This window comes from Sphingomonas sp. BE138 (assembly GCF_031456125.1).
In the GTDB taxonomy this organism is placed as follows: Bacteria; Pseudomonadota; Alphaproteobacteria; order Sphingomonadales; family Sphingomonadaceae; genus Sphingomonas.
This window is the reverse complement of record NZ_JAVDUC010000003.1, coordinates 43,029-54,202: the sequence shown is the minus strand read 5'-3', so window position 1 is coordinate 54,202 and position 11,174 is coordinate 43,029. Positions and strand designations below refer to the sequence as shown.

Below are 11,174 nucleotides of genomic sequence, written 5' to 3'. Positions count from 1 at the left end.
ATAACGATCAGGCGGCATGCAGTCGCTCGGCAGTGACGGCGGCGACCGCATCGGCGAGCGCGTGGAGCGATCCGAACTGGAAGCCGATCTGCGACGTATAGGCCGCGCACATCGCCAGTCGCGCCGCACGATCCTCGTCGTCGAGGCGGTGCGTGCGCGTCGCGGGCGCGGACGGCAGGTCGCTCGCGCGGGTGAGGTAGGGCCAGTCTTCCCACAACAGCAATGGCCGGCCGATCGCCGCCAGCGCGTCACGGACCAGCCAATGGTCGACATGGTCGCCGATCGCGAGCGGCCCGAGGAGCACGTCGGGCGCCAGCGTGTCCACCTGCGCGGCCAGAGCCCCGGTCAACGTCGCCGGCATCGTGTCGTCATTTCGTCGCGGCCCGAACAAGGCGTGCGCGCTGCCATAGCCGCGGTGCGGCGCCTCCAGCAGCGGAAGGTGGACGGCCTGCGCGCCGATCACCGAACAGGCGGCGCGATCCTCGGCGCGGCGCAGCGCCATGTAGTCGACCTCGGCATCCACCCCCTTGTCGAGCTGGCACGCCAGCGCGAAGCCGGTCGGCGCCGCGACGTTGCCGGTGAAGCAGGTGACGATCGTCACCCGGTCGCCGGCGCGGGCATGCGCGGCGAGCACTCCGCCGACCGAGAACGCCGCGTCGTCGAGATGCGGCGAGATGGCGACGACGTGCGTCACAGCAGATGCGGCTCGGCGCGGAACCGGCAGGGCGCGACCGGGATGTGAGGGTCGATGCCATGCGCCGGCAGGGTGCCGCGCAGCCCGTCGTAGATGCCGACGATCTGCGCCCCGACCGCGTGCCAGCTGTAGACGCGCCGGCACTCCGCGAGCGCCGCCTCGGCGAGGCGGGTACGCAGCGCGGGATCGGTGACCAGCCGCGTCAGCGCCTGCGCCAATGCGGTGATGTCGCCCGGATCGACGAGCAGCCCGTTCTCGCCATGGCGCAGGCAATCGACGACCCCGACCGCATGGCACGACAGCACCGCATGGCGGCTGGCCATCGCCTCCAGAATGGTGTTCGAAAACCCCTCGGCATAGGTCGGCGACACGAACACGTCATGCGCGCGGTAGAGATCGGGCACCGTGTCGTAATCGGCATAGCCGGTGAAGGTAACTCGTTCGCCGAGTGCCAGATCGTCAGCCAGCGCCTTCGCCGCGTCGAGGTCCGGCCCGATCCCCGAGATCGTGCAGCGCCAGTCGCCCGCGACCGCCGGCAGCGCGTCGAGCAGGTCGAGCACGCCCTTCCGCCGGTCGACGCGGCCGTGATAGAAGAGCCGCACCGGGCCTCCCGACGGCGCCGCAGGGGTGAAGCGATCGGTGTCCACCGCGCCGGGGACGATGGTGAAGCGGTCGAGCGCGGTGCCGAGCCGCTCGTGAACCTCGCGTGCGAAGCTCTCGCCGCCGATCAGCAGCGCGCCGGCACCGTCGAGCACACGCCGCATCGCAACCCGGTGCGTCTCGCAGCACGAGCCGACCCAATGGCCATCCCCGCCCTGGATCGAGACGACGCAGGGCACCCCGATCCGCTGCGCGGCGAGCAAGGTCGCCCAGCCGGTCGGATAGCCATATTGCGCGTGGAGCACGTCGAAGGGGGCGGCGGCGTGTTCGCGCTCGATCGCGGCGATCATCGCGTCGACGTCGCGCTCGAAATCGCCGCCGTCCTGCTCGCCGAGCGCCTCCAGCCCGACGACGCGCACGCCCGGCACCGCCGGGGGCGGACCGCCGCCATAGACGCGCGCGCGTGCCGGATCGCCGTAATATTGGCTGACCATCACCACGTCATGCCGGTGCGCGACCAGTTGCCGCAGCAGGTTGATCGCATAGATCGACATGCCCGAGATCGCGGGGAAGAAGCGGCGTGAGACGAAGCAGATCCTCATCGCGCGATCGCCCGCAGATAGGCGATCGATTCGGGGATGGCAGCATGTGCGCGCGGGCTTTCGCGCGACAGCTCGACGCAGACCAGTCGTTCGAAACCGATGTCGTCGAGCGCGGTCAGGACCGCGGGTATGTCCATGTCGCCTTCGCCGAACGGCAGATGCGTGTGGTCGCCGCGACGCATGTCCTCGATCGCCACCGTGCCGAGCCGCGCGGCACAGGCGCGGACCGCTTCGGCCGGATCGACGTCCTGCGTGACGAGGCAATGGCCGGTGTCGAGCGCGAGCCGGAGCCGCGGGTGGCGGGCGGCGAGCGCGTCATAGTCCGCGACCGTTTCGACCAGCATGCCGGGCTCGGGCTCGAAACTGGCGTCGACGCCCGCCTTCTCGGCGTGGTCGAGGACGCGTGCCACGCCCTCATCAAGCCAGCGGTGCGCCTCCGCGCGATCGACCCCGGGTTGCGGGACGCCCGCCCAGAAGGAGACGGTCTCGCTGCCGAGCATGGCGGCGATATCGAGCGCGCGGTGGAGAAAGGCGACGCGGCGCGCGCGTCCGTCGGCCTCGGGCGCGAGCAAGGTCGGCTCGTGCTTGCGGCGCGGGTCGAGCAGGTAACGCGCGCCGGTCTCGATCACGCTGCCCAGCCGCAGGTCGGCGAGCAGTGCCGCGATCCGCTCGGTCTCGCGCTCCCATGTGGGCGCGAACGGATCGAGGTGATGGTGGTCGAGCGTCAGGGCGACGCCGTCGTAGCCGCAATCGGCGATCAGCCGCAGCGCATCGTCGAGCCGGTGGTTGGCCGCACCGTTGGTATTATAGGCGAAGCGGAGCGTCATGCGCGCGCCTCCGCCCATCGGACGTGGTGGGCCTCGGGCTCGCGATAGAGCGGGTAGAGCGGCCCGACCAGCCGGTCGGCGGCCGCGGTGTCGAACAGCGGATGACCCAGCCGCTCGGCATCCGCGGGCGAGAGCCGGATGCGGCGCAGGGCGGCGCCTTCTTCCTGCCCGAACCGGATCAGCGGGGAGCCGAGCGCGAGCAGCTTCTCGGTGTTGCGCGCGCCGATCCGGTAATAGCTCATCGTCTCTACCTCCATGCCGGGCACGATCACCTTGACGACGGTCACCGCGCGGTCGGGCGGGCTCATGTCGACGTAGAGGACGTCGAATCCGGCCGCCTCGACCGCGGCGCGTGCGGTGCGGGCGCGGGCGTGGCCGTCGGGGGCGGGCTGCGTCGGCAGGTCGGCGAAGCGGTGCGAGGAGCGCTCGGACAGCATGTTGCCGGCCAGCCAGCCGCGCAGTTCGGATGCGTCGCGCGCCGACCAGTCGCGCATCGCGTCGAAGGCGCGGGTGTCGCTCGACTTCGCGGCGCCGCCGGCCTGTGCCATGAAGCGCGCGACATAGCCCTCCGGGGCGACCTGCGCGACGAGATCGGCCGGGCCGTGCGCGAATGCCTTGCGCGCGCGGCTGGCGGCATATTCGGTCAGGCTTTTCTCGAGCGCGGCGGTGCGATCGGCGTGGCAGGCTTCTCCGCATGCGGTGACCATGATCGGGGCGGCGGGCGGCGCGTGGGTGTCGACCCCGACGCAATAGAGGTTCGGAAGGCCGAACTGGTCGGCGGCGAACTTCGGCATCGCACGGATGCCGGCCGCCGCGAAGCGGTCGAGGATCGCGCGGGTCGAGGCGACGAGGTCCGCGTCGGCGAGGTCGAGCGTGACCCCGCGGTCGAGCGCACGGAACAGCACGCCGTTGCCGTCGCGCTGGAGGATCTCGCACAGTCCGTGCCCGACCGCCCAGTCGAGGTCCGGTCCGGCGCCCATGCCGTTGGAGATGATCGTCGTGAAGGGGCGATAGCCGGGTGTCAGCTCCTTGGATGAATAGGCGGCGAGATCGATGGGAACGAGGACGATGCTGTCATCCGCCCAGCGCTTCGCCGCCACCCATTCCAGTTCCGTATCGTGGTCGACCGGCGACCCGGCGGGAAGGCAGAGCGTGAACGGATCGGCGACCGCGCGGGCGCCCAGTGCCCGGGCGAGCGCGCGGTAGCTGCCACGGGTCTTTTCGCGGGCACCCAGGGTCAGGGTAGGCCAGACCATTTCGGCGATTTCGCCCAAACCGCCGAGAACCGCGGCCTCGTCGGTGGCGCCGTAGCCGACGCCATACGGCATGATGCCGGCAAGTGCCCGATCCTCGGGGAAGAGCGCGACGACCCAGACGGGGAGGCCGAGGCGATCGAGCGGATGGATCGGGAAGGCGACGACATCGCCTTTCGGAAAGGCGTCGAGATAGGCGTGCGCGGCGCTTCCCAGCCCGTCGGGCAGCCCGCACCTCACAGCGGCAGCCTGTGCACGCCGGGCGCACGCGACAGACCGTCGTCCAGCGCGGCGAGCGCGACCGCGCGGTCCACCTCGGGCGCATATTCGAACGGCGTGAGCAATGCGTCGAAATCGAGCGGGGCGATCGTGTCGCGATACTGGCGCAATTCCATGTGGGTCAGCGGAATGTCCTTGTGGAAGGCCTTGTGGCTGGAGATCGCGTGGGAGCGGCCGGCGGCGTCCTGATCGATCTTGAACATATCGCCGCAGAACAGCCGGCGGCCGGGGGCGTCGTGGAGGCAGGCCTGCCCCTCGTAATGCCCGCCGACATGGTGGAGCGTGTAGCCTGGGGCGAGCGCGAGCCGGTCGTCGAAGGGCATATTGACCCGGAACGCCTTGGTCATGCGCAGGTCGAGCCGCTGGATCGCAACGACGTCCGGCGCAAACACGCGCTGGAGCTGGAAGAGCGCACCATAGCCGTGCGCATGGCTGGCCGACAGGAAACGGATGCCGCCTAGCGCGCGGAGCTGCGCCAGCATCGCGGCGGAATAATAAGGCGCGGCCTCGAACGCGATGTTGCCGCCGTCGCGCACGATCAGCCAGCCGGTACCCGCGAGCCCGAGCGCGGGAGAGGTGGTGAACGCCCACAGCCCCGGCGCCACCTCGCGGACGGTGCCGTCGTGGGTAGCGGCGACGTCCGCCTCGGGAAGGAAGCGCCAGCCGTCGGCGGGCAGGTCGTTGCGGACATCGGTGCACACCGGGCAATCGGGCGGTGCGAAATGATGCTGCCAGAAGCCGCAGTGCGCGCAGGCGAACCAGCTCAGCGGCATCGCCGCGCCTTCGTATATGCGCGGTCGAACAGCCGCATCAGCATGAGGTCGCGCTCCATCGAGAAATCGTGGCGGCCCCCGCGCGCCGCGGCCATGAAGGCGGCGGCCTGCGCGGCGAACGGGGAGAGATCGGCGTCGAAGGGCAGGGCGGTTTCGGTGCCGCGCTCGCCGCAACGCCGCACCAACGTGCCGCCGGGCGTCTGCCCCATCGTGTCGGTGGCGACGAGCAGCCCGCGCTCGCCCAGCACCTCCAGCCGGCGGCGCGGCAGCACCTCCGGGCAATTGTAGGCGACATGCGCCTGCATCAGCACGCCGGAGGCGGTGCGCGCGGTCAGCATCCCGCCGTCGTCGACCGGGTAATCGTGGATGCGGCGCTGGAGCATGATCGACAGGTCGACCAGCGGCTCGGCAAGCAGATATTGGGTGAGGTCGAGCCCGTGGAGCGCGAGGTCGATGACCGCGCCACCACCGGCGCGCACGGGATCGGCACGCCAATTGTCGGCGGTCCAGGACGGACCGACCCAGCAGGCATAGACGATCCGCACCGCGATCGCGCGGCCGATCGCGTCCCCGGCGATCGCCTGCGCCAGCGCGCGGTGCGCGGGGTGGTGACGCTGATCGAAGGCGGTGCCGTAGAGCGTGTCGCCGACCGCGCCGGCCATCGCCTCGGCATCGGCGAGCGTGGCGGCGAGCGGTTTCTCGCAGAGGACGGGCACGCCGGCGGCGACGCAGGCGCGAACGGGTTCCAGATGCGCGTCGTTCGGGGTGGCGACATAGGCGAGGTCGCAGATGCCCGCGGCGACCATCGCCCCGACCGTGTCGAAGGCCGCGATGCCGCGTGCCGCGGCATCGGCGCGCGCGGCGGGCGAGCGGTCGACGACCGCGCTCACCCGCCCGCCCGACGCGGCGATGCCGGGGGCCATATGGTCGCGTGCGACCCAGCCCCAGCCGATGATGCCCCAGCGCATCACCAGCGCTCCGGCAAATCGACGACGCGCCGCACGCGGATGTCGTCCTCGGCGCCACCGGGCCGTGCGAAGCGGCAGCCGGCGGCATATTCGTCGCGATAGCGCGGCGAGGGCCAGCGGACCTGACCGTCGTCGCCGAGCAGCGGATTGCGGCGCAACGTCGCGCCGGGCGGGGGCAGCGCCAGTCCGCCGTCGATCGCGCACGCCGCCCCCGCGCCCTCGACCAGCGACCATGCCTCGATTGCGGGGTCATCGCGCCACGAGGTCTCGGGCGGCACGCCGCGCGTCATCAGCGCGTCGACGAGCGCCCGTTCGTCGTGGACGCGCGCCGCGGGGAACAGGTCGCGCCATTCGGCGGCCGGACGCGCCGGACCTTTCGCGCCGCCCGCGACGCCGACATTGTGCAGATGGCTGATCGCGAGCGTACCGCCCGGCGCGACGGCACCCCGCAAGCGCCCGGCGACGCGCGGCTGATCGGGGAGGAAGTAGAAGGCGTCGTGGCACATCACGAGGTCGAAGCGCTGCGTCGCGATCGGCCACGGCGCCGCGGCGTCGAAGACGACGTAGTCGGCGGCGGGGGCGATCCAATGCTTCGCCAGCCAGCATTTGGCGAAGACGACATCGGCGCCGAGGCAGGCGGTGCCGCACCGTGTCAGGTCGCGCAGATAATGGCCGATGCCGCACGCCAGCTCGAAAGCGGTCGCGGGCGCGGTGTCGTAGGCGGCGAGCAGCGCCAGCCCGGCGAGATAGGTCGGGTCGCTCCAGCGATAGGCGAAATAGTCGGCGACCGGCCCCATCCGCAGCAAGGCCATCGCCGCGCGCAAGGTCAGCGTGTCGCGTTCGCGGACCAGCCGCTTCAACTCGGACAGGTCGGTCGCCGGGCCGGTCCACCACGCGTCCTGGTCGGTGAGCAGCGCGACCAGCGCGTCGTCGGGGCAGCCGGCGTCGAGATGGTCGAGCGCGACCGCGACCAGCCCCTCGCTGTCGGTGCGCAGATAGGGGATGCCGTCGACCACCGGCCAGCGCTCACCGGGCGCGGCCAGCGAGTGCGGCGTGTCGGCCACCAGCGCGCGCCCGGTGCGCGGCGACTGCCAGACGCGCGTCACAGCCACCCGGCGTCGGCCACGATCCGGTCGTGGAACGGCTTGACCGGTCCGTCGTGGACCAATCCGTACTCGCCGAGCACGACCGGCATGGTGAGCTGCGCGGCGCGACCGTGCTGCTCGATCTCCAGCACACGGTCGAGCACGTCGGCGATGTGGAAGGCGCGTGCCTCGGGCGTCGCATCGCCGGCGATGGGGGCCAGTGCGGCCTCGACCTGTCGCGCGAGGTCCGGCGAGCAGGCCGCCACCTCCGCCAGCGCGGCGACGCGGGCGTGGGCGATCGCGGCGTCGAGCCGGTCGCCCAGCAGCATCTCGCCCGAATAGCCGCTGTCGGGCATGTCGGCGTTGTGGAAATGGTGCGCCATGCCGGCGAGGAACACCGACGTGGGATCGGCATCCTGCCAGGCGCTTGCCAACACGCCGTAGACCGCGACGATCAGGCAATGTTCGGCGTGGTTCTCGGGCGGTTGCAGCAGGATGCGCGGCCGGCCGGGGCAGGTGACCCCGGCACGCGGCTGACGCGCCAGCCGGGTGACGAACGGTGCGGTCACGCCGGTCGCGGGGCGGCCCAGCGCGAGCGCGGCGCGCAGGCGATCGCGCAAGGACGCGGGCACGTCTCCGGTCACCTCGTCGAACGCGCGCGCCACAATCGCGAGCGCGTCGTCGGCGAGGCCGAGTGCGTGCAGCGTCGCGAGGTCGAGGTCCCCGAGCCGCGCCGAGACGATCGCCGCGGCGGTCACCTGCTCCATGACCTGTGCGGGCGAATCGCCGCCGAGCAGCGCGACCCAGCCGGCGACGAACAGTCGCTCCGCGATCGAGCCGGGGGCTGCTGCGGAGCGGATCCGCTTCAGGTCGCCCAGCTCGCGCAGGAACGGCAACGCGGCCGGGGTCAGGCCGGTGGCAGTCACGAAGGGGTGCGATCGAGCCACCGGTCGAGGATCAGCTGCTGCTCGGGAAAGCCGTGCACCGGCTCGCGTCCGCCCGCGGTCTGCGGCAGCTTGAAGAACACGCCCATCTGCTCCTGAACACCGCCTTCGCCGCGTTGCTGCGCCAGATCGAGGCAGCGCGCGATCTCGATCGCAAGCGGGGCGGCGAGGATCGAGTCCTTGCAGAGGAAGTTGAGCTTCAGCTGCATCTTCTGACCCATGAAGCCGGTCAGGTCGATATTGTCCCACGCTTCCTTGTCGTCGCCGCGCGGGCGGTAATAATGGATCATGACGATGTGATCCTCGACGGGATAGCCGAGGATCTGGTTCAGGACGCTGCCCTTGGTGCCGAGCTTCGATTGCAGCGACTTGGGATCGTCGAGCGCGAGGCCGTCGGAATTGCCGAGGATGTTGGTCGAGAACCAGCCGTCGACGTGCAGCGCCCGGTCGCGCAGCGCCGGCGCGATGACGGTCTTCATGAACGTCTGCCCGGTCTTCCCGTCCTTGCCCGCGACGGGCACGTTGCGCTCTGCGGCGAAGGCGGCGAGCGGCGCGACATCGGCGGCGACCGAGGGGGTGAAATTGGCATAGGGCGTACCGGCGTCGATCGCCGCATAGGCGTAGAGCATGGCCGGGCTGATCGCGGCATCGTCATCGTCCAGCCCGCGCTCGAACGCCTCGCGCGATTGCAGAGCGGCGTCATCGGCGTGCGGCACGCGCTCGGTCGAGGCGAGGTTGACGACCACGACCCGATCGAGGTTCCGCTCCTCGCGGAAGCGGCGCAGGTCGTCCTGGATCTGCGCCACGACGCCGCGGTGCCCGCCCGACAGCTTGTTGGTGCCGTCGATGTTGGCGCAGTAGCCGGTGCTGCCGGCCGCCTTCCACGGCCGCATCGTGTTCAGCGCGGCGGCGCCGTCGGCCAGCTCCTTCTCGCCGATCACGCCGTGCTTCAGCGCGCAGGCGCCGAGCGTGTCGTCGGCGAGGTCCCAGCCGCCGAACTCCATGTCGCGATAGGCCGCCATGCCGGCGATGTCGCGGTCGGCGAGCGGCAGCCCGTCGAGGCTGTTCGAGCCGGCCTTGATCATCTCGATACCCGCGATCGCCGTGGTCGCGACGGCACCGCCGACTCCCACGATCGCCACGCCCAGCCGTTCCGCCATGTCATCCATCCCCACCAGGCCCGAAGCGAGCCGTCCGTGATGCGACAATCACGGCGGCGGGGCGGGGTTCAGGAATTATCGGCCAGGTCGGCCAAATAGTTACATAGGCGGCACATAGGTCACCTCTTCACGCGTCGGCGGTAACCTAGGTCATTTCCGCAGCGGCGGGCGAGGGTTGTGCGCTCCCCGGCGCGGGCAGCCAGTCGGTCGCGATCTCGCCGTGGCGATCGTTGAAGCCGACGAGCGCGCACAGCCGCTCGACATCGGTGATGCGGATCACGCGACCGGCGCGCTGGACCAGGCCGGTTTCCTCCAGCGCCTTGAGCGAGCGGTTGACGTGGGTCTTGGTCAGCCCGACCGCGTCGCCCAGGTCCTGCTGCGTCAGCGGCAGCTCGAAGGTGGCGCCGTCGATGCCGTCGACGACACGCAGCCGCGAACGGATGTCGAGCAGCAGCGTCGCGATCCGGGTCATGCCGTCGGTGCGCCCGACCGAGGTCAGCCGATCGGCGACCGCGACCTGTTCGGACACCGACACCGCATACAGCAGCGCGCCCAGCCGCGGATGTTGGCGAAAGAGCCGCCCGAAGGCGGCCTTGGGCATTTCGAACAGGGTCGCGCCGCTGACCGCCTGCAACGTCGCGGCGCTGCGTCCCCACGCGATCGACAGCGTGGTGGTGATGTCGCCGACGAAATAGAAGCGCAGGATCTGCCGCTGGCCGTCGGGCAATTGCACCGATCCGTGCAGCCAGCCGCTGGCGACGACGAACAACGTGTCGCAGGCCTCGCCCTCGCGCACCACGATCTCGCCGGGCGCGAAGGACCGCTCGCGCCGCTCCAGCCAGCGCAGCGCCTCACGTTCGGAGAAGGTGAGGTCGAGATGATAGGCGAGGCGGGTTTCCAGCGAGCTCATCGTCATGCACCGCTGAACGCCGATGTCGCGCGGTCGCTCCGCGGCGGGCGTTCAGCCGGCCACGCGCAGGAGGAGGTCGTCCTCGGCGACGATCTCGATCGGCTTGCCGGCGCGGCGCAGCGCCTCGGCACGCTTGTAATCGGCGTGCGCGTGGACGAAGCGGCCATAGGGCTGCGCATTGCTGACGACCAGCATCGTCGCCGTGGTGCCCACCGAGGCGACGATCCGCGCGCCGTGCGCGGCGAGCCGGAACGCGAGCGGGCCGTCGCGCGCGGCGCCCAGGATCGCGATGCGCTGCCCCTTCAGCGGCCCGTCCGCGGTCGGGGGCGGGGCGGAGCGGCCGCGGTTGGAGACGGGGGCGAGCCAGCCCGCCAGGTCGATGCCGGTATGCGCCATCGCGCGGACGACCACCATGCCGGCGGCGCGCGCGTCGCTCAACGCGTCGTGATGCTTGTGGCGCAGCTTCAGGAAGCGGGTGAGCGTGTCGAGACGGTGGCTCGGCAATTCCGGCCACGCGCGCTTGGCGACGCGCACGCTGTCCAGCCAGGTACAGGCGATCGGCGGAAGGTCGTGCTGCGCGCAGGCGGCGGCGAGCGCGCCCTTGTCGAAGAAGGAGTGCGCGACGGTCACGCGGCCCGACAGGCACGCACTGACCGTGGCATGGACATCGGCGAAGGTCGGTTTGCCGACGACATGGTCGCTGGTGATGCCGTGGATGCGGACGTTGAAGGGCGAGAATTCGTCGCACGGGTCGAGCATCGTCTCCCACGCGAACACCTCCGCGCCGCCGCGGAACCCGACGATGCCGATCTGGCAGATGCTGCCGACGCGTGAGCAGGCGGTCTCGACATCGATGACGACGAAGTCGACGGGCGGCAGCGGATCGGGCAGGACGGGGTACACGCGCGGGAACATAGCAGGTCCGTCGCAACGCGCCAGCGGGCGCGGCAATCGGGTCCGGCGGCGGGGGCCACCGCCCCTACCGCCGGCCGTCGTTCATCTCCCTATTGCGAGCGATCAAGCGTTCAGAACGGCTCAAGCCGAGCGTCGCCGGCTCGCCGGCCTGGGCGACCTGCTGT

11 protein-coding genes are annotated in these 11,174 nt (G+C 71.1%); all 11 read right to left on the bottom strand.

What is annotated here, in order from left to right; all coding sequences use genetic code 11:
* Positions 1–7: 7 nt before the first annotated feature.
* Positions 8–694 (bottom strand): PIG-L family deacetylase, encoded by a 687-nt coding sequence (locus J2Y58_RS05255; RefSeq protein ID WP_310099737.1) that lies wholly within the window; start codon positions 692–694, stop codon positions 8–10.
* Positions 691–1,896, bottom strand: a complete 1,206-nt coding sequence (locus J2Y58_RS05250; RefSeq protein ID WP_310099734.1) for a glycosyltransferase family 4 protein — start codon at positions 1,894–1,896, stop codon at positions 691–693. Before J2Y58_RS05250 ends, J2Y58_RS05255 begins: the two co-directional genes overlap by 4 nt.
* On the bottom strand, positions 1,893–2,723 hold the full coding sequence (locus J2Y58_RS05245) for a sugar phosphate isomerase/epimerase family protein (RefSeq protein ID WP_310099731.1): 831 nt from the start codon (positions 2,721–2,723) through the stop codon (positions 1,893–1,895). Before J2Y58_RS05245 ends, J2Y58_RS05250 begins: the two co-directional genes overlap by 4 nt.
* Positions 2,720–4,216, bottom strand: coding sequence for a YcaO-like family protein (locus J2Y58_RS05240; protein ID WP_310099728.1), 1,497 nt, complete (start codon positions 4,214–4,216; stop codon positions 2,720–2,722). The genes J2Y58_RS05245 and J2Y58_RS05240 overlap by 4 nt, the downstream gene beginning before the upstream one ends.
* Positions 4,213–5,028: a hypothetical protein gene (locus tag J2Y58_RS05235; protein WP_310099725.1), complete on the bottom strand. Its 816-nt coding sequence runs from the start codon at positions 5,026–5,028 to the stop codon at positions 4,213–4,215. Before J2Y58_RS05235 ends, J2Y58_RS05240 begins: the two co-directional genes overlap by 4 nt.
* A complete protein-coding gene (locus J2Y58_RS05230) occupies positions 5,019–5,996 on the bottom strand; it encodes a Gfo/Idh/MocA family oxidoreductase (protein WP_310099722.1) in 978 nt (325 codons plus the stop codon). Before J2Y58_RS05230 ends, J2Y58_RS05235 begins: the two co-directional genes overlap by 10 nt.
* Entirely contained in the window at positions 5,996–7,102 is a 1,107-nt protein-coding gene (locus J2Y58_RS05225; protein ID WP_310099720.1) for a methyltransferase domain-containing protein, read from the bottom strand. The genes J2Y58_RS05230 and J2Y58_RS05225 overlap by 1 nt, the downstream gene beginning before the upstream one ends.
* Positions 7,099–8,007, bottom strand: a complete 909-nt coding sequence (locus J2Y58_RS05220) for a hypothetical protein (RefSeq protein ID WP_310099718.1) — start codon at positions 8,005–8,007, stop codon at positions 7,099–7,101. Before J2Y58_RS05220 ends, J2Y58_RS05225 begins: the two co-directional genes overlap by 4 nt.
* On the bottom strand, positions 8,004–9,185 hold the full coding sequence (locus J2Y58_RS05215; protein WP_310099716.1) for an inositol-3-phosphate synthase: 1,182 nt from the start codon (positions 9,183–9,185) through the stop codon (positions 8,004–8,006). The genes J2Y58_RS05220 and J2Y58_RS05215 overlap by 4 nt, the downstream gene beginning before the upstream one ends.
* A 145-nt stretch (positions 9,186–9,330) precedes the next feature.
* Positions 9,331–10,095 carry a Crp/Fnr family transcriptional regulator gene (locus tag J2Y58_RS05210; RefSeq protein ID WP_310099713.1) on the bottom strand — a complete coding sequence of 255 codons (765 nt, stop codon included), beginning with the start codon at positions 10,093–10,095 and terminating at the stop codon, positions 9,331–9,333.
* A 51-nt stretch (positions 10,096–10,146) separates the two neighbouring features.
* Positions 10,147–11,010, bottom strand: a complete 864-nt coding sequence (locus tag J2Y58_RS05205; RefSeq protein ID WP_310099710.1) for a 3'-5' exonuclease — start codon at positions 11,008–11,010, stop codon at positions 10,147–10,149.
* Positions 11,011–11,174: the final 164 nt, after the last annotated feature.